Genomic DNA, 26,359 nt, shown 5'->3' on the forward strand with positions numbered 1-26,359 from the left:
GGAACCGGCCATTACAAATGGGTTATCTGCTATGCGTTTTCAACAGGTCTGCGACAATCTGATGACGATTCAGATGTTTAGGGTGATGCCTTCAGGGCCGCCTGGGCGGCGGCCAGTCGCGCTATCGGAACGCGGTATGGCGAACAAGACACATAGTCCAACCCGACCGAATCACAGAAATGGATCGATGCCGGGTCGCCGCCATGTTCGCCGCAAATGCCCAGCTTGATCCCGCTTCGAACCGACCGGCCCCGCTCAGCCGCGATACGAACCAGATCGCCAACGCCGGACTGATCGATGGTGACAAACGGGTCTTTTTCGAAAATTCCTTGCCCAATGTAATCCGGCATGAACTTGCCGGCATCATCGCGCGATAAGCCAAAGGTCGTCTGGGTCAGGTCATTGGTGCCAAAGGAGAAGAACTCCGCCTCTTCACCAATTTCATCGGCGCGCAGCGCCGCGCGCGGCAATTCGATCATCGTCCCGATCAGGTATTCCGGGGTCGTGCCGGATTCGCTGGCGACTTCATCAGCGACCTTTGCCACAGCCGCTTTGAGGATGGCGAGCTCTTTTGCGGTGGCGACCAGCGGGATCATCACCTCGGCGACCGGCTTCACCCCAGTCTTTTTCTCGACATTGACCTGCGCTTCAAAAATCGCGCGCGCCTGCATCTCATAGATTTCCGGGAAGGAAATCCCCAAGCGGCAACCGCGATGCCCCAGCATGGGATTGGCTTCGGATAAGTCCTCGGCCCGCGCCATCAAGGCAGACGCCGATAAGCCAGTGGCTTCAGCAACGGCGTGAACATCTTCTTCGGTGTGCGGCAGGAACTCGTGCAAGGGCGGGTCAAGCAGGCGGATCGTGCACGGCCGGTCTTCCATGATCTCGAAAATCGCTTCGAAATCCGCGCGCTGCATGGGCAGGATTTTCGCCAGCGCTGCAACACGTCCTTCCTTGTTTTCCGACAGGATCATTTCGCGCACAGCCGCAATCCGGTCGGCGTCAAAGAACATATGTTCGGTGCGGCAAAGCCCGATGCCTTCCGCGCCAAACTCCTTGGCGGTCTGAACGTCCGCTGGCGTTTCCGCATTGGTGCGCACCTTCATGCGGCGGGATTTGTCCGCCCATTCCATCAGCTGCGCGAAATCACCGGCCAGTTCCGGCTTGATCATCTCAATCTCGCCGGCCAGCACCTCGCCCGTGCCACCATCAATGGTGACGAAATCACCTTCCTTCACCGTGCGGCTGCCCGCTGTGAATTGTTTGGCAGCATAGTCGATGCGGATTGAGCCCGCACCGGAGACGCAAGGCCGGCCCATGCCACGGGCGACCACAGCCGCGTGAGAGGTCATGCCCCCGCGCGCGGTCACAATGCCCTGCGCGGCGTGCATGCCGTGAATATCTTCCGGGCTGGTTTCAACGCGCACCAGAATGACCGGCTCGCCTTTCTTGGCGATGGCTTCGGCATCATCGCTGTCAAAGACGACAATGCCAGCCGCTGCGCCAGGAGACGCGGGCAGCCCGGTGGCCAGCACATCACGGGAAACATTCTCGGCAATCGTCGGGTGGAGCAATTGATCCAGCTGCGCCGGATCGACCCGCATCACCGCTTCTTCTTCGGAAATCAGACCTTCCTGAGCGAGATCCACCGCGATCTTCAACGCCGCCTTCGCCGTGCGCTTGCCATTGCGGGTTTGCAGCATCCAGAGGCGGCCGCGCTCGACCGTAAACTCGATGTCCTGCATGTCGCGATAATGGCGTTCGAGAATATCGAACACCTTGATCAGCTCGTCATAGCTGTCCGGCAGGGCTTCCTGCATGGAAGGCTGCGGATCGCCCAGCCCTTCGCGCATGATCTTGGTCAGACATTGCGGTGTGCGAATGCCCGCGACTACATCTTCGCCCTGCGCATTGATCAGGAACTCGCCATAATAAGCGTTCTCGCCGGTGGACGGATCGCGCGTGAACGCCACGCCCGTGGCCGAGGTCTCGCCCATATTGCCGAACACCATGGCCTGCACATTCACTGCAGTGCCCCAGCTTTCAGGAATATCGTGCAGCTCGCGATATTTGATCGCGCGCGCCGTCATCCAGCTGTCGAACACAGCGCAGATTGCGCCCTGTAGCTGCTCGCGTGGATCAGACGGGAAATCCCGGCCCAAGGCTTCGGCAGCGGCGCGCTTGTATTCGCCAACAATCTCGACCCAGTCGTCAGCCGACAAATCGGTGTCCAGCGTGTAATCGCGCTCTTCCTTGAAGGTCTCCAGGATCTCTTCGAAAATCGAATGATCCAGCCCTAGGACCACATCAGAATACATCTGGATGAAGCGGCGATAGCTGTCATAGGCAAAGCGCTTGTCACCGGATAGCTGGGCCAGACCTTCCGCCGTCTCGTCATTCAGGCCGAGGTTCAAAACCGTATCCATCATGCCCGGCATCGAGGCACGGGCGCCCGAGCGCACCGACACAAGCAGCGGGTTCGCCGGATCGCCGAATTTCTTGTCCGTCGTGCTTTCCAGATTGGCGAGCGCGCCTTCAATCTGGCCTTCCAGATCCGCCGGCCAGGTCTTTTCATTGGCGTAGTAAGCGACGCAAACCTCGGTGGTGATGGTAAAGCCCGGCGGCACCGGCAGGCCCAGCTTGGCCATTTCAGCCAGATTGGCGCCCTTGCCGCCCAGCAGCTCGCGCATTTCCGCATCGCCTTCGCTCGACCCGCCTCCGAAGGCATAGACCCATTTGGTTGCGCTCATCGCCTGTCCCTTATCCCTCGATGCGGCTGAAATCGGCCACGGTGTGCGCTGCCTTGCGGATCATCGCCAGAAGGCGAAGCCTGTTGCGGCGCAGCAATTCGTTTTCGTGATTCACGGTGACTTTGTCAAAGAAGGCATCCACCGGAATCCGCAGCTGAGATAGCGCACTCATCGCGCCGTTAAAGTCTTCCGCTTCAACCGCCTTGGCCGCCTCGGGCCGCGCCGTTTCCAGTGCCGCGATCAACGCTTTTTCTTCGGCTTCTGCCGGGGTGTAGTCGCTATCCAGCTCGCCCTCGAACGCGCCCTCACCGTCTTTTTTCTCCTCGGCTTTGAGAATATTCGCCGCGCGCTTGTAACCCGCCAGCAGTGCCTGACCGTCTTCGGTATTTAGGAATCCTTGCAGTGCCCGGGCGCGGTTTGTGACCCGCACCAGGTCATCATCACCCAAGGCAAACACCGCATCGATCACATCATGCGAAATGCCGTCATCCTTAAGGTGGACTTTCAGGCGGTCAGCGAAGAAGGCCAACAACTCTCGCGGAAATTCTTCGGAAGTTCGACCGACCTGGTATGGCGCAACTAACAAATCGCCTCCACGATCGCCCGATCGGATTAGGTCCTCATCGAACTCGGCACCGGCAGCTTCCAGTAGTGCTTGAGCAAGTTCTTCGTTTCCAACTTTGAAGGCCAGCGAGATCGCATCGTAAAAGACACGCCCAGAAGCCATTTGTATTGAATAGCTCCCATTACTCACGCCATTAAAGCTCATTAATGGCAGACGATATTCGCTATCCAACAATATCCGAATAACGCCCAACGCCGCCCGGCGCAGCGCGAACGGGTCTTTGGAGCCAGTCGGTTTTTCGTCTATCGCCCAGAAGCCAACCAGCGTATCCAGCTTGTCGGCCAGTGCGACGGCGGCACTGACCGGCGCGGTCGGTACGGCATCCGACGGGCCTTGTGGTTTGTAATGATCGCGGATCGCATCGGCGACCTCGGCCGGCTCGCCCTGCTCCAGCGCGTAATAGCGTCCCATCATGCCTTGCAGCTCAGGAAACTCCCCGACCATTTCCGAAACCAGATCGGCCTTGGCCAGACGCGCCGCGCGCTCCGCCTGATCCGGGTCTGCGCCCACAGCGGGCGCGAGCTCACGCGCCAGCGCGGCCACGCGCTCCACCTTGTCGGCCACCGTGCCCAGCTTTTGATGGAAGGTGACCTTGGAAAGCTCGTCCGCCATCTCGGTCAGCGGCGTTTTGCGATCCAGATCCCAGAAATGACGGCCATCGGCCAAACGCGCCGAAAGGACGCGCGCATTACCCGCTGCAATGGCTGCACCGCCATCCGGGGCCATCTGATTGGCCACCACCACGAAATTTGGCGCCAGCTCCCCCGTTTTCGGGTCGCGCACCGCGAAATATTTCTGATGCGTCTTCATGGAGAGCTGAATGACTTCCGGCGGCAGATCGAGGAAATCCGGATCCATCTGACCCAAGAGCGGCACCGGCCATTCCGCCAGCCCGGCGACTTCTGTCAGCAAGCCTTGATCCTCGATCAGCTCCAGACCGGCCTCAACACAGACGCGCTTGGCCCCTTCCAGAATGATCGTTTCCCGCACCGACCGGTCGAGAATGACATGCCCGTCTTCTTCCAGCTGAGACTTATATTTCGCAAAATCTGAAACGGTGAATGGTCCCGGCCCATGCACGCGATGACCTTCGGTTTCATTGCCCGCTTTGAGCCCGAACACCTCAACCGGCACGACTTGGCCATCAAACACGCACACAAGGCGTTGCAGGGGACGCACCCAGCGCTGGGCCCGGTCGTTCTCGCCGAACTTCATGGATTTCGGCCAGGGGAAGTTCCGGATCATATCCGGCACGACCGAGGCGATGACGTCCGCCGTTTTCACGCCCGGCTTTTCAATCACCGCAACGTAGAACGAGCCCTTCTTGTCCTCACGGACCTCGCAATCATCCAGGCTCTCAACGCCCGCCCCGCGCATAAATCCCTGCAAAGCTTTTTCCGGTGCATCGGTGCGGGGGCCTTTGCGCTCTTCACGCACGGCCTCGGTCTCGGCCGGCAAGCCTTCAATCACACAGCCCAGACGACGCGGCCCGGCGAATGTGGTGATACTCTCCCAGCCCAGCCCGGCCTCTTTCAGTGCAGCGGAAAACAGCCGCTCAAGATCGGCTTCCGCGCGCGGTTGCATACGGGCAGGAATTTCCTCGGAGAAGAGTTCGAGCAGAAGCTGGGGCACTGAAACGTCCTAACCACCCATGGCCTTCTGGAAGGCCGGACGCGATTGCACGGCGTCAAGATAGGCTTTGTAATTCTCGCGCATCTCGAACATTTCAAAACGAGTCGCCCAGCTGAGCGCGCCCCCGATCAGCACATCAGCGGCGGTGAACCAGTCACCGAACAAATACGGGCTGGTGGACGCCAGGCGCTGATCGAGCACGTCTTTCACCAGCTCGACATCGCCCCAACCGGCTTGTTGCCGCTTGGTTTCAAATTTCAGCCCGGCCTGCATCATGGCCGGATCGATGCACGCACTTTGATAGGCAATCCAGCGCAAATACTCGCCGCGGCGCGGATCATCGAGCGCGGGCGCGAGGTCATTCGGCGACTTGTATTTATCGGCCAGATAAATCGCGATGGCCGTCGTTTCGGTGACGATGGTCTCGCCATCCTTGATCGCCGGGATTTTGCCCATCGGGTTGATCGCCAGAAATTCCGGCGTGCGCATCGACCCGTCTTCGTAGGCGACCGGCTTGACCGTGTAGTCACAGCCAATCTCTTCGAGCAGCCAATGCGTCATCGCCCCGCGTGATTGCGGGTTGTGGTAAAATTCAAGGCTCATGCCGCCTCCCCTTTCTCCTGGGCGACCCAGGCTTCGGCACATCCTTTTGCCAATTCTCTGACCCGGGCGATCCAGCTGGCGCGTTCGGCTACAGAAATAGCGCCGCGCGCATCGACCAGGTTGAACAGGTGTGACGCTTTCAAACAGTAATCATAGGCGGGAAGCGGCAGCGGCATATCCAGCGCCAGCAAGGCCTTGCACTGGTTTTCAGCATCCGAAAACTGCCGCATCAACATATCGACATCGGCATGTTCGAAATTGAATTCCGAATACTGCCGCTCGGCCTCCTGGAAGACATCACCATATTTCAGGCCCGCCCCGTTGAAATCGAGGTCGTAGACATTCTCAACGCCCTGCACATACATGGCGAGGCGTTCCAGCCCATAAGTCAATTCGCCGGAGACCAGATCGACATCCAGACCGCCGACCTGCTGGAAATAGGTGAACTGGCTGACCTCCATCCCGTCACACCAGACTTCCCAGCCCAGCCCCCAGGCACCAACTGTCGGGTTTTCCCAGTCATCCTCGACGAAGCGCACATCATGCAGTTCGCGATCGATCCCGATCGCATCCAGCGAACCCAGATAGAGTTCCTGCAGATTAAACGGGCATGGCTTCAGCAAAACCTGAAACTGGTAGTAATGCTGCAGCCGGTTCGGGTTCTCACCATAACGGCCATCGGACGGACGCCGAGACGGCTGCACATAAGCTGCGCGCCAGGGCTTTGGCCCCAGCGAGCGGAGCGTCGTCGCCGGGTGCAGGGTTCCCGCCCCCACTTCAACATCATAGGGCTGAAGAATCGCGCAGCCCTGCTCACCCCAATAGGTCTGCAGCCGCAGGATCAATTCCTGAAAGGATGGCGCGTTTTTCGCGGTCATTTGTGCTGGCCCCGCAGCCGGAAATCCGGCCCTCTGAAAAGTCGCGCGGACACTAGAAAACGCCGGTCCTGCAATCAAGCTGGGATAGCGGTAGAATGGGTGTCCTCCCCTGTTTACGGCGGAGGTGTCAGCGGAGCTGACGGAGGGGGCTAAAGAATACATGTAGCCGCTTCGAAATGTTACTCGTCACCCTCCGGCTTGATCGGAGGGTCTCTGAGATCGTCCGGTCAAGCCGGACGATGACGAACGGGTTGTTTCCCTGCCTGCAAAGGAAACATCGTCAGCTCAGATCAATCCGGTCCTTCCCCCGCAAGATCGCTTCCGCCTCATCGGTGTATTTCTGGTCCGAGCCATCATGCAGCACCAGCGGCCGCAATATCTTCATCGGCCCGTTCGTCCCTTTCCTGGCTGAGACCAGAATCCGCTTGGCCGGTTGATCCGCATAGGGCGCGACCGGTTTAATCACCACATCGCCAAACCATTTCTTCGCATAGCCCAGAATATCACTCAGCCGGTCGGCCCGATGCACCAACGTCATCCGTCCCTTGGGAGTCAGCACCTGATTGGCCAGCTTGATCCAGTTTTCCAGCGGCACTTCGCCGGACAAATAGGAGGAACGCTTTAGTTCCTTGGGTGAAATGATCTTGCGCGCATCATCAAAATAAGGCGGGTTGAAGAACACCTGATGGGCCAACCCCAGATGGCCGGGGTTTCCCACATCGGCCTGAAACGCCGTCACCCGGTCTTTCCAGCCATTCGCGTCAATATTTTCTGCGGCCATCCCCACAAGCAGCGGCTCCTTATCAAACCCCTGAAATCGGCTGACGGTGTTGTGAAACGCCGCCACCAGCATGGCAGCCCCGGTTCCACAGCCAAATTCCATGCCGACATGTTCCGGCTTGATGTCGATCGACGCCCCCAGCAGCACTGCATCCAGCCCGGACCGGAAACCGGCCTCTGGTTGCCGCGCGATCACCCGGCCATCAAGAAGCGTAACCGGTTCACTCACCCGGCAGATCCTTCAGCGCCTCTTTCAGAACCGTCTTTGCCCGATGAGCTTCTTCGTCAATCACCATGATGCGGCGTTTGATGAAGGGCACCGCCCCCCCATAAAGCCCGGCGGTTTCGCCATCCAGCGTGATCGGATTGAGCCCCGCATCACGAAGAACACTCTCAGCGTAATTCAATTCGACGGGATTGTTTGTGCGGAAAACTTCGATCACTTCGACCTCGCGACTATATGATGGGCTGCGACGATCAGCGCAGCGCTGCCAGCTTGCAGCAACATCAACCCGTTTCTATTGTTGCTCAAGTCTGTTAGGGGGCGGCTGCCAGAGGATCCCTTGGATATAAACACGATTGCCAACCGCGCGCTGAAAAGCGCAGGCGACGCTGTCGCCGCCGAGCCAACAGCGGCCGAGAAGCTGGCTGCGCTGGCCGCTGACGAGATGCGCGCCGTCAATGCGCTAATCATAGAGCGCATGGGATCGCCCGTGCCGCTTATCCCCAAGCTGGGCAAATACCTCGTTGAGGCCGGTGGGAAACGCGTGCGTCCTCTGGTCACCATCGCAGCTGCCAACATGATTGGCTATTCCGGTGATGCGCATCTGAAGCTCGCGGCTGCCGTTGAGTTCATTCACACCGCAACGCTGTTGCATGATGACGTCGTCGATGACAGCGATCTGCGCCGGGGCAAGAAGGCCGCTAATCTGGTCTGGGGCAATGCGCCCAGCGTGCTGGTCGGTGATTTTCTGTTTGCGCGCGCTTTCATGCTTATGGTCGATGCCGGCTCCATGGAAGCCCTCCGGTCCTTGTCGCGTGCGTCTAGCGTGATTGCAGAGGGCGAGGTTCGCCAGCTGGCGGCCAAGGGCGATATCGACGCCAGCGTTGGCTCCTATATGGAAATCATCGAAGCCAAGACGGCGGCCCTGTTCGCCTCGGCCGCCGAGGTACCCGCCATTGTCGCCAAACGCTCGGCTCAGGAAATCGAAGCGCTTGACACCTATGGCCGCGAACTGGGACTGGCCTTCCAGCTGATTGATGATGCGCTGGATTACGGGGGTCTGGCGCAAAATCTCGGCAAGAATACCGGTGATGATTTCCGCGAAGGCAAGGTGACCATTCCTGTGGTGCTTGCCCTGCAAAAAGGGACGGCAGAAGAAAAAACCTTCTGGTCCCGGGTTATGGCAGATGGCGAACAGACAGATGGCGACTACGAGATCGCCATGGACTATTTACAGCGCCATGATGCCTTACGCGGCACCATTGAGCTGGCCGCCGAGAAAGCCAACACGGCGCGGACAGCTCTGGATATCTTCCCGGATAATCAGTGGAAAACGGCGCTTCAGGATCTGACAGATTTCGTCGTCCAGCGCGCCAGCTGATTACGGCTTTAACAGACCTTGCCTTGAGGCCTTTAATCGCACTGTGGCGTGCAAGCCGCTCAGGACAATCACAGCTGCAATAAAGACCGGGAGCGCCAGAGCGTGGGTCTCGCTTTCATACATCCAGCAAGTCACCCCGGTGCAGACGCTGGACAGGATCAGGAAGCCGAGCGCGACCTGCCAATGGGCCCACCCCATTCGGATCAGCAGTTGATAAGCATGCGTCCTGTGGGGCGCAAGAAACCCGATCCGGTGGCGGAGTTTGCCGACCAGCGTCAACAGCACATCCGTCAAAACCGGCAAAATCATCAACGGAAATAGCCAGACCTGTCCGGGTGCTTCAATCAGCAACAGCGCGGCAACAGCGAAAACCGCCCCGATGGATAGGGATCCCACATCGCCCAGAAACAGAACCGCGCGTGGTACGTTAAAGACGGCAAATCCCACCAGCCCGGCGGCCAGCATCAGGCCCACTGTTGCAACCGCGCCGTCCCCTATAAGGGCCAGCCCCAAACCGACCGGCAAAAAAACCGCAACGATCAACCCGTCCGATCCGTCCATGAAATTTGTGGCGTTGGCCGCCACGAATATCCAGAGAACTGACCCCACCAATCCGACGACAAAAGGCAACGCGAAGGCGGTATCGCCCAATAGTCCGATCGCCTCCACTGGTCCGGCCAGCCAGACAATGCCGGCGGCCAGGACAACAATAATGGCAAATTTCAAAATCGTCGCAGGCGCTGCCAAATCGTCCCAGAATCCCAGAATACCAAACCCGACACCGGCGAGGGCAAGCGGCAGTACAGCGGGCCCGTCGCTATTCATTGCAGCGAGTAACAGACCGAAGCCAATCGCCGCCAGAACGCCGAAGCCTCCACTGCGTGGAACGGGTTTGGAATGGCTCGAGCGCTGATTGGGATGATCGAGGATCGCCGCGCGCTTAACCAGCCAGCTGACCGCCACGGCAAGCACGAATCCGGCAAAAACAAGAGGCGAGGTCATGACGTCGAAATCCCGGTGGCGCCCGCCAATAATACCGGGAAACAATGCCAGTGGGGATAAGTTGATTTCAGCTGAGCGTCTGCATAGTTCCGGTCGTCAATGCTGCCATACAGCGCAAAACAGGTCGCACCTGAACCCGACATCCGCACCAGTGCGGGCTTACCCGTTACGTCCAGAGCGTTCAGGATCTGGGCGATCGCCGGTTCTGTTTGAAGGGCGGGTTCGGTCAAATCATTCGTGGCTTCTGCCAGAGCCGCGAGCAAGCTGGCCGTCGTTTGCATTTCCGGAGCCCGGAACGCCGTTCCTGTGTTCTGCGACATTTGATCGAACGCCCGGAAGACATCCGCAGTTGTTACGGACTTGCCGGGATTGACTAGCAGCGCCGGAAAGTCCGGCCAGTCCTCGATTCTGCGGATACGTTCACCGCGCCCGGTCATTCGCAAGGGTTGCGACCAGACACAAGCCGGAACATCCGAGCCAATCTCGGCACCGATCCCGGCCAGCATGTCCAGTGGCCAATCCAATTCCCATAAGCGATTGAACAAGCGCAGCGCCGCAGCCGCATCTGCCGACCCGCCGCCTATTCCGGCCCCGGCGGGTATGTTTTTGTCGAGCGTTAAGTGACCGGTGGCCGTCCGGCCTGCGGCTTTCGCCAGTGCCCGAGTGGCGCGCAGAACAAGATTGTCATCGCCTGGCGGAATGCCACCGGCCTGTGGGCCTGTGATCTGCAGACTTAGATCTGCCGCCGGCTTCAGGGAAAGCCGGTCCCCCCAATCGGCAAACACCACAAGGGAATCAATCGGGTGGTAGCCATCCTCGCGAACAGCTCCCACTCGAAGTGTCAGATTGATTTTCGCCGGGGCAAATTCAGTATTCAACGCGTAACGGCGTCCGCATATCGAGTCGCCGGAGCCTCAGGCGGCTGACCTGCAAGGCGCGCCATCAGTCCGACGCGTTCATCCTCGCCAGGCTCCAAGGACAGGGCCCGTTCCCACTGGAACCGTGCTTCAAGACGCCGGCCAACCTGCCAGTAGGCGTCGCCGAGGTGATAATTAATGGTCGGGGCCTCGGGCGACAATTCGACGGCCCGCTCCAGGTAGCGGACAGCCGCTTCATAATTTCCGCGCACATAATGCGCCCAGCCCAGGCTGTCGATGATATGACCGCGCTCAGGTTCCAGCGTCGCAGCCCGCTCGATCATTTCAAACGCTTCGTCGATGTGTTCGCCGCGAATGACCCACATATAGCCGAGATAATTCAGCACTTCGGCTTCGTTTGGCGAGATTCTGAGAGCTGACTGGAAATCAGCCTCCGCCTGTCCCCAGCGGTCGGTCTGTTCATAGCAAATCGCGCGGAAGTAAAAATAGCGCCAGTCCGGTACCAGTCCCGCGGCCAATCGCTGATCCAGCGCAGCGGTGTAGTATTCCGCCGCCAATGTGAACTGGCCATTGGATCGCAATAGGTCTGCATAAACCAGCTGGGCTTCCGGAGAAGCATTCCCGGCCGCAATCTCACGTGCTTCTGCGAGCGACCGATCCACATCACCCAGCCGTGCTTGCAGCCAGATCCGGTCGATATCGGCCGGCAGGCGGAAAGGTCCTTCCGGAACCGTTTGATACGCCTCCAGCGCGGCCTCTTCCAGGCCGGTTCGTTCCAGCGCACCGGCCAACAGCACGGTGGCGGGAGCGTATTGATCATCCAGCCGGTTGGTCAGCCGAAGATAGACCACCGACAGATCGATATCCGCTTGCGAGGCCAAAGCTGCAGACGGCCCGAATAGCGCCCGCGCTGCGGCTTGAGGAACAGACATGCGACGAGGTGTGCGGCGGGTTTCTGCTGCAATGCGGCGGGCTTCGGTGATGCTGCGTTCCTGCGGCTGCTGCTGCAGATACCGGTCATAAAGCGCCACGGCTTCATCCCTGCGCCGTTCTCGCAGCAGAAAATCGCCATAAAGAGCGACCGCTACACGGGTAAACGGGCTTTCAGAGATCGCGGCCTGATAGGCGCCATCTGCGGCGACTTCATCCCGGTCCATGTCGGCCAACAAGGCACGATGCATCGTCAGATAGGCCGCTGCATACCCCGGAACCGAGGTTGTTTCCGCGCGGAGCCGGGCGCCATCCATATCTCCCGCACCGACCCGGGCCCAATCCGACAGGAGCTCGGCAATAAACTGGTTGAACGGCCCCAGCTGTTCCCCGTCCAGCCAGTCCAGCGCATCTTCATAGCGGTGTTCAGCCAGCGCATCTGCTGCCAGATATAGCCCGGCCAGCCGGGATTGATCCCCGCGGGCCACCGCAACCTGCCCAGCCGAGATCGCGGTTTCACGATCGCCCGACAGAACAGCTGACAGGAAGGTGCGCTCAGCCAGAATGGCGCTTGACGGCTCTTGTTCAAAGGCCGTTGCGAAATAGTCCGCAGCGCTTTCTGCATCCCGCGCGGTTCCGGCAAAGCGGCCGGCAAGGAATGCGCCATAAGAAGAGACGCCCTCGTCCTCAGCCCCTAGCATCGGTGCTGACGCATCCTCCGCCGTCGTCTGGCAGGCCGCAAGAAGCGGTCCGGCAATCAGGAAAACAAGGGCGTTGCGAAAACTCATATCATCACGTTACGCGGCATGGGCCGCCATGCAAGGCAAAGCGCCTACATATTCGCATAGATCGGGCCCTGCCCGCCTTCCGGCGTGGTCCAGTTGATGTTCTGGTTCGGGTCCTTGATGTCACAGGTCTTACAATGCACGCAGTTCTGCGCATTGATGACAAAACTCATCTCGCCGGATGTTTCATCCTCGACCCATTCATACACGCCCGCCGGACAATAGCGGCTGGACGGACCTGCGAACTGTTCCAGCTCGCTGGCCTTCTGGAGGTCCAGATCGGCCACTTTCAAATGAACCGGCTGATCTTCCTCATGATTGGTGTTTGAAATGAACACCGAGGACAGCCGGTCAAACGTCAAAACGCCATCCGGTTTCGGATAGTCGATCTTTTTATGGTTTGCTGCAGGCTCCAACGATTGGGCATCCGTTTTACCATGCTTCATCGTGCCGAACAGCGAGAATCCTTTGAGGATGTAATTCATCCACATATCCATTCCGCCCAGCAAAATGCCGAAGAAAGTACCGAACTTTGACCAGAGCGGTTTGACATTCCGCACCAGCTTCAAATCTTTGGCCACCCAGGACGCTTCGTAAGCGGCTTGATAATCGCCGAGCGTATCGCCCTCTCGCCCTTCGCTGACGGCGGCAAAAACACTTTCGGCCGCTAACATGCCGGTTTTCATGGCGTTATGGCTGCCCTTGATCCGCGGCACATTCACAAAGCCGGCTGAACAACCAATCAAGGCCCCGCCCGGAAAGGCGAGCTTCGGCACGGATTGATAACCGCCCTCGGTAATGGCGCGGGCTCCGTAGGACAGGCGCTCGGCGCCTTCAAACAGTTCGCGGATTTGCGGATGGGTCTTCATCCGTTGGAATTCTTCAAACGGCGAGATGTACGGGTTCTTGTAGTTCAGATGGACCACGAACCCGACGGACACCAGATTATCGCCCCAGTGATAGAGGAAGGAGCCGCCGCCCGTGTTGTTGTCCAGTGGCCAGCCCATTGTGTGCTGAACCGTTCCCGGCTTGTGCTTGTCGGGCTGAACCCGCCACAGCTCTTTCAGACCGATGCCGTATTTCTGGGGATCCGACTCGTCATCGAGGTTGAATTTCTCAATCAACTTCTTCGACAAAGACCCGCGCGCACCCTCACCGATCAGGGTGTATTTACCGCGCAGCTCCATACCCGGCATGTAGCCATCTTTCTGGCTGCCATCCCGGCCCACACCGAAATCCCCGGTGACGACGCCCTTGATGACACCGCCTTCCTCTATGAAGTCAGCGGCGGCAAAGCCGGGATATATCTCAACGCCCAGCGCTTCGGCGTGCGTGCCCATCCACTGGCATAGCGCGCCCAAAGAGCCCGTGTAACAGCCATGGTTCGACATGAAGGGCGGGAAGGCGAAATTGGGAAACTGGAAACTGCCATGCTCTGACAGGGCGAGGAAAATATCATCCTTCACCTCGGTATTCAGCGGGCAATCCTGTGTCCGCCAGTCGGGCAGCAATTCGTCCAGCGCTTTGGGATCAACCACTACGCCGGAGAGAATATGCGCACCGACCTCACCGCCCTTTTCCAGCACGGCAACGGAAATGTCGGACCCGGCCTCGGCCGCCATCTGTTTCAGCCGGATGGAGGCCGCCAGCCCGGCCGGTCCCGCTCCGACGATAATGACGTCATATTCCATCGACTCGCGCTGAATCTCTTCGGACATAAATGCCGCTCCTTGCCCCGCAGACTTCGCTTCCAGTGAATTGTGTCTTAGCTTAGCGAACAATGTTCATCTAGAGCCCTTTCTGTGTGTTACCAGCCGACCTGCTTGCGTCTCAATGTCCGAACCGAATGACAAAAACCTGGCAATGAAAGCGCTCACCGGCTGGTGGGAGGACATGGGCATTGACACCGAGACCCTGCCGCCTCCCAAACGCCCGGCCCGCGCGCCGGCCCCCTCTCCTGCGGAACGCCGCGACCCGGTGCGGGAAAAACCCGCCATTGCGACGCCCCAAGCGGCTCAGGCGGCTGGTTTTGGCCAGGCCGACGGCGATCCAGCCGATGCGCGAAAAGCGGTGGCCAAGGCCAACACGCTCGAAGAGCTGAAGTTCGCCATTGAGAATTTCGATGGTTGCGCCCTGAAGCGCACCGCCCGCAACACCGTCTTCAGCCGGGGTAATCCGGACGCCACCATCATGATCGTCGGCGAAGCCCCTGGCCGCGATGAAGACGAGCAAGGCAAGCCCTTTGTGGGTCGCTCCGGGCAATTGCTGGATAAAATGATCCGCGCCTCGGGCCTCGACCCGGAAACCGATATCTACATTTCCAACATCCTGAACTGGCGCCCACCTGGTAATCGCAACCCTTCGACCGAGGAAATTGCCATCTGCCTGCCGCTGATTGAGCGGCATATTGCGCTCATCAAGCCGAAAGTCCTCGTCTTCGCCGGCGGGGTTTCGGCACAAGCCCTGATGCGCGCCCAGACCGGCATCATGAAACTGCGCGGCCGCTGGTCGGAATACCGGCTGAAAGATGCCGATGGCGAAGCGGGTGAGCATGTTGACGCCATGCCGATTTTCCACCCCGCCTTCCTCTTGCGCCGCCCGCAGGAAAAAGCTCGCGCCTGGCGCGACTGGCTGGAAGTGGTGAAGCGGGCGGAAGCGTAGCGCAGCCCGGCTTTCGCCGGGATGACAAGGGTGTGAATACTGGCGATTTCCGTTCTTGATTTGTTCTCTTAATAGGAACATAATCCTGACCATGGCCAAATCCCCCCGTACCCCGCCCTGTCTGAATCAGCACACCGACCTAACCGGTGATCCCTTGCCCACGCCTTTGCAGCCGAGAGGCCGTGGCGCGCGCTCCAACCGCACCAACCGGTTCGAAGACCAGGCCTATGAGCCCTTCGATGATGGCTGGCGTGAGAGCGATCCGGAGCCGGAGCAATTGCGCACCGTCACCCTGATTGATGCCTCGCGTTCGATTGTGACGCGAAATAATTCGCCGGATATTTCATTCAACAAATCGATCAATCCCTATCGCGGGTGCGAGCATGGCTGCGTCTATTGTTATGCCCGGCCCAGCCACGCTTATTGGGGCTATTCGCCGGGGCTGGATTTCGAGAGCGTCATCTTCAAAAAGCCCGAAGCGGCCAAGTTGCTGGAGCGCGCCTTTCTCGATCGGCATTACCGCGTGGAACCGATTGTCATCGGTGCGAACACTGATTGCTATCAGCCGATTGAACGCGACGAACAGATCACCCGCGACATTCTGAAAGTCTGTGCCGAGTTCAGCCATCCGGTCAGCGTCATCACCAAATCGGCCCTTATCCTGCGGGATCTGGACATCATTGCCCCCATGGCCAAGCGCGGCCTGTTTCGCGCCGCTATTTCCATCACCACGCTGGACCGGCGCCTGGCGCGGGACATGGAACCGCGCGCCGCCACGCCCGGCCGCCGTCTGGATGCCGTGCGCGGCCTTACCGAGGCGGGCATTCCCGTCACCATCATGGCCGCGCCCATGATCCCGGCGCTCAATGATCGCGAGCTCGAAGCCATCCTTCAGGCCGCCGCTGATGCCGGAGCGATCTCGGCGGGATATGTCCTCCTGCGCCTGCCCATGGAAATCAAAGGCCTGTTCAAGGAATGGCTGGCGACCACACGGCCCGACAGCGCGTCTCATGTCATGTCGCTGGTGCGCCAGACGCGCGGCGGCGAGGAATATGATTCAGCCTTCGGCAAGCGCCAGCGCGGCGATGGGCCCTATGCGCGCCTGCTCGCCAGCCGCTTCCGCAAGGCGATTGAGCGCTATGGCCTGAAAACCCGTGGACCGGGCCTGCGCTGTGATCTCTTCGAACGCCCCCTCGCCCGCGGCAATCAGGGGAGTTTGTTTTGAGGGCCCTGAAACCGGTCAGGTTTGCAATTCTTTTTTTATTGGTATACGGATTAATTAAGCAGCACCGTTAGCCCGGAGGTATTGTGATGAGCAATCTTCTAGATCGCATTCAACATCATATCGACGATCTCTCGCTATATCGGCGTTATATATTAGGTTTTGTTGTTTCCGGTGCTCTCATTCTAATTGCCGTTATCGCATCTCAGGCATAGTGAAAGCCGGCTTTTTCGTTTCCAGAAATTTATCCCTTTTCTGAAAAAGTCGGAGTCAGAACGAAATTCAATTTTATCTCGAGCCCTAAGTCGACGCTCGCATCCTGAATCCCCTCCCCCTGTGTGGGGAGGGGAAAACACCTGCACCAACACCCCCGCCGGCTTTCACCGCGAGGTACGAGGGTAGAAGCAGCGCGCGGGAGGTATCTCGCAAGCCGAAAACTTTGTGTGTGGGTGGCTTATGAGGCCTCCCGCGCGGGATGTCTTTTCGCCTGTCCGGGACCGCTTAGGGTATGGCTTCAACCAGCCCGCCGAACCGCATGGGCCGCGATACTTTGCGCCCAACCGATGGCCGGTTTCTCCAGAGTCGCTGTCCGCTGTTTTCTTCCCGGACTCGTCTGAAGACCTGTTCCATCCTCATGTCCTGCAAGGGTGTCCCGTACGCCTCCGTTCATCCGGAGACGACGCGCGCCCAGGCGCTCTTTCATGGGCTCGGCTCGTTACACCGCCCCCACTCGAGGCATCCCCCTCTCACCAAAGTCTCCAGACGGCCTGCAGCCCGCTGCTCCATGAGGTGTGAGGTGGGGTCATTATGGGGGAGGTTTGGCGGGCGGGGATAAGTTTGGGTTATCCGCGAACACACGCGTCATTCCGGGGCACGCGGAGCGTGAGCCCGGAACCCATGCTGGAACATCAACAACACGGCATGGGTCCCGGACTGCCGCTCCGCGACATCCGGGATGACAAAGAAGTTGCGTTTCTCAACCCCTCACCCTGACCGCTCATCGCTCTGCGAATTCGCGCTCTTCCCTCTCCCTCGAGGGAGAGGGAAAGAATACGAGCCTTCGTAAAGGCGAGTGTTCGAGGGTGAGGGGTTTTAGAGCCGTCAGCAATCAGGCTAGCAAATACCGATGAACGACATGCATACTATCGCAGGCATAGACGAGGCAGGCAGAGGCCCGCTGGCCGGACCCGTGGTGGCGGCGGCGGTGATCCTGCGCGAACCCATTGAAGGCCTGAATGATTCCAAGAAGCTGACCGAAAAGCGCCGCCTTGCACTGGCGGAACAGATCTATGAAAGCGCGCTTGTCGGCGTTGGCCTGTCAGAGCCCGAAGAGATTGACCGGATCAATATTCTGCAGGCCACCATGACCGCCATGCGCCGCGCAGCGTTTCGACTGAGCGGAACACCCGCCGAATTCCTGATTGATGGCAACCGCACACCGGAAAACCTGCCCGCCCCGGCGCGCTTTATCATTGGCGGCGATGCGCTGGAGCCGGCCATCTCCGCCGCCTCCATCATCGCCAAAACCGTGCGGGATCAGCTGATGATCCGGGCCGCCAACCGGTTCCCGGTCTATGGCTTTGAAGGTCATAAGGGCTATGCCGCGCGCACTCATCTGGATGCCATTGCCACCCACGGCCCCTGCCCTCTCCACCGGATGAGTTTTTCGCCCATGCGCCAGCCCTCCCTCGTTTAGCTTCCGGTTTAACCCCGCATTAGGGCTGTTTGAGCGAGTCTGGGCTGCTATGGTGGTCAAGCGGGTGGAGTAAAGCGGTGCGGGACAAGCTGCCGGTCAATCAGATTCTGCAAGGCGAATGCGTGGAGGTCATGCGTTCGCTGCCGGATGCGTGCATCGATCTCATCTTTGCGGACCCGCCCTATAATCTCCAGCTTGGCGGCGACCTCCATCGTCCTGATAATTCAAAAGTTTCTGCCGTGGATGCTGATTGGGACCAGATTGGCAATCATGATGATTACGACCTGTTTTCCTGCGCCTGGATGGAAGAGGCCAAGCGCATATTAAAACCCAATGGCGCCATCTGGGTGATGGGCGCCTATCACAACATCTTCCGCCTGGGCTCTTTCCTTCAGGATATGGGCTTCTGGATCATGAATGATGTGATCTGGCGCAAAACCAATCCGATGCCGAATTTCAAGGGCACGCGCTTTACCAATGCGCATGAGACCCTGATCTGGGCGGCCAAATCCAAGGACGCCAAGCCGACCTTCAATTATGCCGCCATGAAGGCGCTGAATGATGGCGTGCAGATGCGTTCAGACTGGGTTTTGCCGATCTGCTCGGGCTCCGAACGCATCAAGGCGTCCGATGGCAAGAAGGCGCACCCGACCCAGAAACCGGAAGCCCTGTTGCATCGCGTTTTGCTGGCGACCAGCGATCCGGGTGATCTCATCCTTGATCCGTTTTTTGGCACGGGTACGACCGGGGCCGCCGCCAAACGCCTGGGCCGGAACTATATCGGTATTGAGCGCGAGGATGAGTATGTCGCCGTCGCGACCGAGCGTTTGAACGCGATCCGCCCTGCCGCCGATGACATGCTGGCCGTCACCAAGTCCAAGCGCTCTGAACCGCGCATTCCGTTCGGCAATCTGGTTGAGCGCGGCATGGTGAAGCCGGGCGATTTGCTATATGATTCAAAGGGCAAGCGCACCGCACGCGTTCGCGCCGATGGCTCTATTGTTTCAGGCCGGATTGAAGGCTCGATCCACAAGGTCGGGGCGGAGATCCAGAATGCGCCGTCCTGTAATGGCTGGACGTTCTGGCATATCCGCAAGAAGGGCGCACTTGCCCCGATTGATACGCTGCGCGCTGAAATCCGCGCGGCTTTAGAGGCGTGATTTTTAGCCGGAATTTCGAACCGCAAAACCGGTTCCCACTTTTGCTGAAATTCCTCTAGAAGCTTAAAAACAAGGCCTGATCGCTTTCTTCATCAGGCTCGGAAGGGCCAGCTGATCCATATCGGCAGCCTCATACCAGTCACCAGCGTCCGGCTGCCAGTCCTCAGCCGCTTCGGCGCGCCAGATCTCCATATCCAGCGTGAAATGCGTGAATACGTGAGAAACGGTTCCACGCTTTTGCCAATCGGCGCGGAATGGCGCATCGACGGCGGCTTCTGCCTCCGCCCAATTTTCCACGCGCCAATCGGTGGAGGGCAACTCCAGCATTCCGCCGAGGAGGCCTTTCTCAGGCCGCTTGCGCAGCCAGATTTTTGACCCCCGGAACACCGCAAACCCGATGGCGTGCTTATGAGGTTTGACTTTTTTCGGCGGTTTGACCGGATATTTTTCCGGTTTGCCTTCTGCACGCGCCTTGCAGGCAAAATTCCACGGGCATGCACCACAGTCCGGACTGCGCGGCGTGCAGACCGTCGCCCCCAGATCCATAATCGCTTGCGCATAATCGCCCGGCCGATCCGGCGAAGCGATCTCTGCCGCGATGGCTTTGATCTCGGATTTGGCCTTGATCACCGGGCGCGGGATCGTGCGCAGCCGGGTGATGACGCGCTCCACATTCCCATCGACGACGCTGGCGGGCTTATCAAACGCTGCCGCGCGGATTGCTGCGGCTGTGTAGGGACCTATGCCCGGCAGAGCGAGCAAGTCCTTTTCTTCGCTGGGAAATTCGCCGCCTGCCTTTGAGATAGCCCGCGCGCACGCCAGCAGGTTTCGAGCCCGCGCATAATATCCCAGCCCGGCCCAGGCTGCGAACACGTTATCATCCTCTGCGGCGGCCAGATCGTGCACTGTCGGCCAGCGTTCCAGAAATTTGAAATAATAGGGCGTCGCGTGCTGTACGGTGGTCTGTTGCAGCATGATTTCCGACAGCCAGACGGCATAGGGATCGGCCACCTTTCCCGCCGCGCGATTCTCAGGGCGGATCCTCCAGGGCAAGGTCCGGCCTTCCCGGTCATACCAGTCGAGCAATGTTCTTCGCAGCTCGGGGATAGGAAGATCAGACGCGTTCGACATGGCGTTTTAACTTGTCTTGGCGCGGCAGCTTGGCAACGATGGATGACATGCCCGACCGTAAATCCCCTTCTCTGGAAACGCTGGCTGCGCGCTATCTGAAAGATCGCCGCGGACGCGCTCAATACAAGGGCGCGCCGCCGGCCGGGCGGGCGGCGGCGAAAATTCTCAAACCACTGGCGCAAAAGTTCGGCCCGGGCACCGACCGGCTGAAGGAACATTGGAGCGAGATTGTCGGTGAGCGGCTGGCGGGGTGGACCTCCCCCGACAGCCTGAAGGGCCAGACGCTCTATATCCTCGCAAAGGGTCCGGCCGGGGCTCTGATCGAAGCCGATGCGCCGCGTATTCTCGAGCGTTTGGAGATGATTATGGGCCGCAGCGCCCCGACACGCTTGCGGGTCCGGCAGGGCCAGCCGCGTCTCAGCGGAAAGGCAGCGTCAGGGCTTCAGAACCGTGAAGTGAAATCCCGTATGTCAGAGGGGGTGGAGATTGACCCCGATGCGCGGCTATCTTCCGCGCTCAATCGCTTGGATGCGGCCTTCAGGGCCCGCGAACGTGGAGACTGAGATTATGGTGTTGTCCCGCCGGATTGTTACGCTGTCGGCTCTGGCCGGCTCGCTCGTGCTTGCTGCTTGCGGCGGCGGAGGCTCTTCCTCATCGGGGGGCATCACGCAATACGAACGTGAAGGCGATTTCGCCAAGGGCTCGGCGGATGCACCCGTGACGATGATCGAATATGCCTCGACCTCCTGTCCGGCCTGCGCCCAGTTCCATGATCAGGTTTTGCCGGCCATCGAAGAACGCTTTATTGATACCGGTCAGGTCCGCCTCGTCTTCCGGGAAATGCTGACCAGTGAGCCGCGTCTCGCGCAAGCCGGCTTCATGTTGGCGCGCTGTGCCCCGGCGGACCGTTATTTCGACGTGATCGATCTTCTGTTCTCGCAACAACAGGCGATCTTCACAGCCGCGCAAAGCCCGACCGGCGCGCGCCAGGAGTTCCGCAACATCGCCGAAACGGTGGGCATGTCCCGGCAGCAGTTCGAAGAATGCATCACGGATGCGGAGCTGCGCCAGACCGTGATGGATGCCCACAATCAGGCCGTGGAAGACGGGATTGATGGCACGCCGCGTTTCATCATCAACGGCCATATCCTGGATGCCGAGCGTTCCGGCGGCCAGCTGGTCTATTTCTGGAATGGCGCGCCTGTCATGATCAATGGCGAGACCGTTCCGGCGGTCGTGACCGAAGAAATCTTCGTCCAGTTGCTGGATCATTTCGTGGTCGAGGCCACGGGCGGCGAAACGGCACCGGCCGGCGAAACAGAATGATCATGCGCACGCTTTCCGCCCTGCTTCTGGCCTTCGGCCTTGGTACCACCGCGCTCGCACAAACGCCGCACCCCGGTGAAGAACGCGAAGGCGATATGGCCGTTGGCAATCTCGATGCGCCAATAGTCATGGTCGAATATGCGTCGGTGTCCTGCCCGCACTGCCGCTCCTGGTATCAGGAAGTCTGGCCGATGGTGCAGGACGAATTCATTTCATCCGGAGAGATGCGCTTCATCTACCGGGAAATGCTGACCGGTCAGCCCCAGCTGGCCGCCATCGGCTTCATGATCGCCGATTGCGCGGCAGATGATCAGTATTTCAACGCGTTGCACCTGTTGTTTGAAACCCAGACACAGGTCTTCGAGCTGGTGCAGAACCAGGAAAGCCCGGCCCCTGTCTACTATCAGGTGGGCAATGCGCTGGGTCTGTCGCAGGAAGATGTGGATGCCTGTCTGGCCAATGAATCGGTACAGAATGCTGTTCTCGCGCGGCATCAACAATCGATCGAGGATGGCGCCACGGGCACTCCGGCCTTCTTTATCAACAATTATTTGTTGACGACGGACCCAACGCCGGACGGATTAGCCTATGTTTATCATGTAGATGGTGAACCTTTGATGCTGGAAGGCGATCTGGTGCCTTCCAGTCATGACGCTGACACATTCCGGCGAATCATTTTGTATCTGGCCTATGAGCACGGTGAAAACACCGGCGAATAGGGTGGACTAGACGGCAGCCAGCGGGCGGAAGACCGTCGTAACAGACGGGGACTGCGTGGAATTTACCTCGCTCAGGCTGACCGGCTTCAAGTCGTTTGTGGATACAACCGAGCTCTCGATCGAGCCCGGTCTGACCGGCGTGATCGGGCCAAATGGCTGCGGCAAGTCCAACCTGCTGGAAGCCTTGCGCTGGGTGATGGGGGCGACCTCGGCCAAATCACTGCGCGGCTCGGGTATGGAAGATGTCATCTTCGCAGGCACCGATGCCCGCCCCTCACGCGAGCATGCCGAGGTCAAGATGGTCATCAGTAATGAGGACCGCACCGCCCCCGCCCGTTTCAATGAGAACACCATTATCGAGGTTGTCCGGCGCATCGTGCGCGGTGCGGGCTCGAACTATAAGGTCAATGGCGAGGACGTCCGCGCCAAGGACGTTCAGCTGCTTTTTGCTGATGCGGGCACGGGCGCAAACTCGCCCGCGCTGGTCCGGCAGGGCCAGATCAGCGAGCTGATCAACGCCAAACCGGAAAATCGACGCAAGGTGCTCGAAGAAGCCGCTGGCGTTTCAGGCTTGCGTGCACGCCGCCATGAAAGCGAATTACGCCTGCGGGCTGCCGAGACCAATCTCAACCGCTTGCAGGATGTCATCGACGAGCTGGAATCGCGCCAGTCCGAGCTGGAGCGTCAATCAAGGCAGGCCGCGCGATATCGCAAGCTGTCCGGCGATATCAGAGGCATGGAAGCGGCCCTCTGGCTGTCGCGCTGGCGCGAAGCGGACGCAGCGGTAAAACTAGCAGCAGAAGCGCTGGAAACCTCCGCACAGGCGGCCAATGACGCCGCAGAGCTTGCCGCCACTGCCACGATTTCCGCTGAAAAAGCCGCCTCCGGTCTTGAGCCGCTCCGCCTCGCCGAGGCCGAGGCCAGCGCAGCCTTGCGCCGGATCGAACGCGAACGCGACACAGCGGACCGCGACATAGCCGAGGCCGAACGCCGCGTGGACGAGCTGGACCAACGACTGGCTGACCTTGCCAGCCAGCTGGAACGCGAAAAGCTGATCATGGAAGATGCCGAGGCGGCCATCGCCCGCATCGACGCCGCTATCGCCGAATTAAATGCCAGCGCCGACGGCGAAGCGGAGAAGCTGGCAGCGGCTGAAGAAAAAACCAACACAGCGGCAACCACGCGTCAGGTAAAACAGGCCGCGCTGGATCAGGCATCGGAAGCATTTGCTGCCCTGCGCGCCGAGCGGGATGCGGCGGCTCGCAACAAGACCCAGGCAGAACAGCGCATGTCTCGGCTGCGGCTGGAGAAATCCCGCGCAGAAGAGTCCTTTGCCCTTTTGGGTGAAGGCGATGAGAGCGAGTTGGAGCGGAAAATCGCGGACGCCGCCAAGGCGGAAGCCGAGGTTGAAACAGCACGAGCAAAACGCGAAGCGGCTGAAAAAGACCGGCTGAAAAAAGAAGCCGCGGAACGTGAAGCGCTGGAGCCCTTAAACGCGCTGCGCGCCAAGCTTTCCGCGCTGGAAAGCGAAATCGCGACGCTGACCCGCCTGTTGGAACAGGACGAGATTGAAAACCGCGCCCTCGATTCGGTGCGAGCCAAGCCGGGCTATGAAAAAGCCCTCGGCGTCGCCCTGGGCGAAGACCTTGAGGCGTCGCTGGACGCGACAGCTTCACGGCACTGGACGCAAGTCAATACGCGTGCCGCGGCCCTGCCCGCAGGGTGTGCGCCGCTGAGCGATTTTGTGGATGCACCGCCGTCTTTGGCCGCGCGTCTCGCCTCGGTCGGTATTGTGGATGCGGCGCAGGCGGAAGCCGCCGCCCGCCAGCTGCAAGCCGGCCAGCGCCTTGTCACGCAAGACGGCGATCTGTGGCGTTGGGATGGTTTTGCAGCGAGCGCGGATGCTCCGTCGGCGGCCACCGCCCGTCTGGAACAGCGCAACCGTCTGGACGCAGCCCAGCTGGAGCGCACAGACCTCGAAACCGAAATTGAAACCGCCAGCGATGCGCTGGATGAAGCGCGGCTGGCCGCCGCTCAGGCCCGCGAGTTTGAACAGCTGGCCCGGCAAACCGCCCGGACCTGCGAGACCGCCGCCCGCGAATCTCAAGCCGCCGCAGCCTCGGCCCGCGAGAAAGCCGCCCGGGATAATGAGCGGCGCTCTGCCCTTGTGGCCGAGATTGATCGCTTGACCGCCGAGGGCGAAGAAGCGCGCCAGCAATTGGAAGCCGCAGACGAGGCCCTGCGCGATGATGACCGCCTGCCTGAAGCGCAATCGGCGCTCGATCAGGCCCGCAGGGACGCCGAGGAAGCCCGGTCAATTTTCGATGCTGCCAGGCAGGAAAAAGACGATCTCATTCGCGCGGCCGCTGATCGCGAGCGCCGGATCAAGGATAACATTGCCGATAAGGTCGATTGGCAGAAACGCCGGGGCGTTGCGGAAGCCCGCATCGCTGAACTGAATGAAGGCCGGGGGCGGACCACCGCAGATCTGGATGCCGCCAAGGAATTACCGGGAAAACTGCGCGCGAATCTGGGTCAGATCGCGGAAACGCTGACCGCTGCCAGCCGGGCCGCCGATGAAGCCCGCGATACGGCCTTGAAAGCGGAACAGGCCGCCAAATCTGCGGACGCGGACGCGCGCAGTGCCGAACGCGATGCGTCTTCAGCGCGGGAGAAACGCGCCGCAGATGAAGCGCGCCTCACAGCCGCCCGCGAACGGTTGGAAGAAACCGATTCGCGCCTTCGTGAAGCGACCAGCGGCACGGCGGCCTCTCTGGCAGAGCGGATCGAGCCAGGATTTGAAAAGCTGTCGCTGGAAGATCTGGAACGCAAGCTGGACTCGGCCCGGGCCTCCCGCGAGCGTTTGGGCGCGGTCAATCTGCGGGCAGACCAGGAGGCGGCCGAATTACAGGAAAAGCGGGACGAGCTGACCACCGAGCGCGATGACTTGCTGGCCGCCATTGATCGCTTGCGTAAAGGCATTGATTCGCTTTCCCGCGAAGGCCGTGCACGCCTGCTGGAGGCCTTCGAGCGTATCGACCAGCATTTCCGCCAGCTGTTTGAAACCCTGTTTGAAGGTGGACATGCCGAGCTGGCGCTGACGGAGAATGATGATCCGCTGGAAGCCGGGTTGGAAATCTTCGCCTGCCCGCCGGGCAAGAAGATGGAGCGCATGTCGCTGATGTCCGGCGGAGAGCAGGCGCTGACGGCTTCCGCATTGATTTTCGCGGTGTTTTTGTCGAATCCGGCCCCGGTCTGCGTGCTCGACGAGGTCGATGCCCCGCTGGACGATGCCAATGTGGATCGCTTCTGCCGGATGCTGGATGAAATGCGCCGCTTAACAGCCACGCGTTTCCTTGTGATCACCCACAATCCGCTGACCATGGCGCGGATGGATCGGCTCTATGGAGTAACCATGGCCGAAAGAGGGGTATCCCAGCTTGTGTCGGTCGATTTGACGCGGGCTGAACAGATGATCGCCGCCGAGTAAATAAACTCAATAAATTCAATACTATAACATGAGCATTCGTGTGCTTGACTTGCCATGCCCCCTTGTCTAGCTTGCGCGCGCTCATGGGGAGCTGTTCCATGGGCGAAAACGATTGTCATGGCTCAACGAGACCGCCAAAAGAACGACACCTCCCGACCCAGCGACATCGACGATTTTGACCGGCGCCTGAAAGAGAAGCGAAAGCCTTGGCAGACGGAAGAAATCGACGAAGCCGGTGAGAGAGGAAAGGCTTGGTCGGTCGCCATCCGGGCATCCAGCGATCTGATAGCTGGGCTGTTCGTGGGCGGCGTTCTGGGTTGGGCAATCGATAGACTGGCCGGCACCAGCCCCTGGTTCCTGTTGGTCGGTATTGGATTGGGATTTGCTGCCGGAATGCGGAACCTGATGCGGTCCGCAATGAAGGCAGAAGCGGAAAACACCTCTTCTTCCGGGAAGACGGATCGAGACTGAACGGAACACAAAGCGT

The 26,359-nt window shown here is 59.8% G+C and carries 21 protein-coding genes; 10 read left to right on the forward strand and 11 right to left on the reverse strand.

All coding sequences use genetic code 11. The features are described 5' to 3' along the window. Positions 1-77: 77 nt before the first annotated feature. The 6 genes from ppdK to ACO079_RS05650 form a co-directional block, all read right to left on the reverse strand. Positions 78-2,750 carry a pyruvate, phosphate dikinase gene (ppdK, locus tag ACO079_RS05625; RefSeq protein WP_421792417.1) on the reverse strand — a complete coding sequence of 891 codons (2,673 nt, stop codon included), beginning with the start codon at positions 2,748-2,750 and terminating at the stop codon, positions 78-80. Between the two features lie 10 nt (positions 2,751-2,760). Beyond that, positions 2,761-5,007, reverse strand: coding sequence for a glycine--tRNA ligase subunit beta (gene glyS, locus ACO079_RS05630; protein ID WP_421792418.1), 2,247 nt, complete (start codon positions 5,005-5,007; stop codon positions 2,761-2,763). A gap of 9 nt (positions 5,008-5,016) precedes the next feature. Next, positions 5,017-5,610: a glutathione S-transferase family protein gene (locus ACO079_RS05635; protein ID WP_421792420.1), complete on the reverse strand. Its 594-nt coding sequence runs from the start codon at positions 5,608-5,610 to the stop codon at positions 5,017-5,019. After that, positions 5,607-6,488, reverse strand: a complete 882-nt coding sequence (locus ACO079_RS05640; RefSeq protein WP_421792422.1) for a glycine--tRNA ligase subunit alpha — start codon at positions 6,486-6,488, stop codon at positions 5,607-5,609. Before ACO079_RS05640 ends, ACO079_RS05635 begins: the two co-directional genes overlap by 4 nt. 280 nt (positions 6,489-6,768) lie before the next feature. Next, positions 6,769-7,497: a tRNA1(Val) (adenine(37)-N6)-methyltransferase gene (locus ACO079_RS05645; protein WP_421792424.1), complete on the reverse strand. Its 729-nt coding sequence runs from the start codon at positions 7,495-7,497 to the stop codon at positions 6,769-6,771. After that, positions 7,490-7,711, reverse strand: coding sequence for a DUF2007 domain-containing protein (locus ACO079_RS05650; RefSeq protein ID WP_421792425.1), 222 nt, complete (start codon positions 7,709-7,711; stop codon positions 7,490-7,492). The genes ACO079_RS05645 and ACO079_RS05650 overlap by 8 nt, the downstream gene beginning before the upstream one ends. Positions 7,712-7,831: 120 nt before the next feature. Here ACO079_RS05650 and ACO079_RS05655 point away from each other — a divergent pair, with 120 nt between their 5' ends. Beyond that, positions 7,832-8,872, forward strand: coding sequence for a polyprenyl synthetase family protein (locus ACO079_RS05655; protein WP_421792427.1), 1,041 nt, complete (start codon positions 7,832-7,834; stop codon positions 8,870-8,872). On the opposite strand, the gene ACO079_RS05660 is transcribed toward ACO079_RS05655, so the two are convergent. The 4 genes from ACO079_RS05660 to ACO079_RS05675 are packed head-to-tail and all read right to left on the reverse strand — an operon-like array spanning position 8,873 to position 14,185. Beyond that, positions 8,873-9,874 carry a glycosyltransferase family 4 protein gene (locus tag ACO079_RS05660; RefSeq protein ID WP_421792428.1) on the reverse strand — a complete coding sequence of 334 codons (1,002 nt, stop codon included), beginning with the start codon at positions 9,872-9,874 and terminating at the stop codon, positions 8,873-8,875. After that, the gene (locus ACO079_RS05665) at positions 9,871-10,752 is read right to left on the reverse strand and encodes a 4-(cytidine 5'-diphospho)-2-C-methyl-D-erythritol kinase (protein ID WP_421792430.1); all 882 of its coding nucleotides are present in this window, start codon (positions 10,750-10,752) and stop codon (positions 9,871-9,873) included. The genes ACO079_RS05660 and ACO079_RS05665 overlap by 4 nt, the downstream gene beginning before the upstream one ends. Next, positions 10,749-12,470 carry a tetratricopeptide repeat protein gene (locus ACO079_RS05670; protein WP_421792432.1) on the reverse strand — a complete coding sequence of 574 codons (1,722 nt, stop codon included), beginning with the start codon at positions 12,468-12,470 and terminating at the stop codon, positions 10,749-10,751. The genes ACO079_RS05665 and ACO079_RS05670 overlap by 4 nt, the downstream gene beginning before the upstream one ends. A gap of 44 nt (positions 12,471-12,514) precedes the next feature. After that, positions 12,515-14,185, reverse strand: a complete 1,671-nt coding sequence (locus ACO079_RS05675; RefSeq protein WP_421792433.1) for an electron transfer flavoprotein-ubiquinone oxidoreductase — start codon at positions 14,183-14,185, stop codon at positions 12,515-12,517. Between the two features lie 115 nt (positions 14,186-14,300). Between ACO079_RS05675 and ACO079_RS05680 the strand changes: the two genes are divergently transcribed. The 4 genes from ACO079_RS05680 (at position 14,301) to ACO079_RS05695 (ending at position 19,206) form a co-directional block, all read left to right on the forward strand. Further along, complete coding sequence (locus ACO079_RS05680) at positions 14,301-15,128, forward strand: uracil-DNA glycosylase (RefSeq protein WP_421792434.1); 828 nt, start codon at positions 14,301-14,303, stop codon at positions 15,126-15,128. A gap of 91 nt (positions 15,129-15,219) precedes the next feature. Further along, on the forward strand, positions 15,220-16,353 hold the full coding sequence (locus ACO079_RS05685) for a PA0069 family radical SAM protein (RefSeq protein WP_421792435.1): 1,134 nt from the start codon (positions 15,220-15,222) through the stop codon (positions 16,351-16,353). Positions 16,354-17,476: 1,123 nt separating this feature from the next. Then, the gene (locus ACO079_RS05690; RefSeq protein ID WP_421792436.1) at positions 17,477-18,046 is read left to right on the forward strand and encodes a ribonuclease HII; all 570 of its coding nucleotides are present in this window, start codon (positions 17,477-17,479) and stop codon (positions 18,044-18,046) included. Positions 18,047-18,177: 131 nt separating this feature from the next. After that, on the forward strand, positions 18,178-19,206 hold the full coding sequence (locus tag ACO079_RS05695; RefSeq protein ID WP_421792919.1) for a site-specific DNA-methyltransferase: 1,029 nt from the start codon (positions 18,178-18,180) through the stop codon (positions 19,204-19,206). Positions 19,207-19,269: 63 nt separating this feature from the next. Here the strand turns inward: ACO079_RS05695 and mutY are convergent, their stop codons facing one another. Next, positions 19,270-20,337, reverse strand: coding sequence for an A/G-specific adenine glycosylase (gene mutY / locus ACO079_RS05700; protein ID WP_421792437.1), 1,068 nt, complete (start codon positions 20,335-20,337; stop codon positions 19,270-19,272). A gap of 47 nt (positions 20,338-20,384) precedes the next feature. Between mutY and ACO079_RS05705 the strand changes: the two genes are divergently transcribed. The 5 genes from ACO079_RS05705 to ACO079_RS05725 all read left to right on the forward strand — a co-directional run bounded on the left by ACO079_RS05705 (position 20,385) and on the right by ACO079_RS05725 (position 26,343). Continuing rightward, on the forward strand, positions 20,385-20,900 hold the full coding sequence (locus ACO079_RS05705; protein ID WP_421792439.1) for a DciA family protein: 516 nt from the start codon (positions 20,385-20,387) through the stop codon (positions 20,898-20,900). Positions 20,901-20,904: 4 nt separating this feature from the next. Then, positions 20,905-21,663: a DsbA family protein gene (locus tag ACO079_RS05710; RefSeq protein WP_421792440.1), complete on the forward strand. Its 759-nt coding sequence runs from the start codon at positions 20,905-20,907 to the stop codon at positions 21,661-21,663. A 2-nt stretch (positions 21,664-21,665) separates the two neighbouring features. Continuing rightward, a complete protein-coding gene (locus ACO079_RS05715) occupies positions 21,666-22,382 on the forward strand; it encodes a thioredoxin domain-containing protein (protein WP_421792441.1) in 717 nt (238 codons plus the stop codon). A gap of 55 nt (positions 22,383-22,437) precedes the next feature. Beyond that, complete coding sequence (gene smc / locus ACO079_RS05720; RefSeq protein ID WP_421792443.1) at positions 22,438-25,872, forward strand: chromosome segregation protein SMC; 3,435 nt, start codon at positions 22,438-22,440, stop codon at positions 25,870-25,872. A 117-nt stretch (positions 25,873-25,989) separates the two neighbouring features. Further along, on the forward strand, positions 25,990-26,343 hold the full coding sequence (locus tag ACO079_RS05725; protein WP_421792445.1) for an AtpZ/AtpI family protein: 354 nt from the start codon (positions 25,990-25,992) through the stop codon (positions 26,341-26,343). Positions 26,344-26,359 lie beyond the last annotated feature (16 nt).

Source organism: Hyphobacterium sp. (assembly GCF_965228115.1).
GTDB lineage: Bacteria > Pseudomonadota > Alphaproteobacteria > Caulobacterales > Maricaulaceae > Hyphobacterium.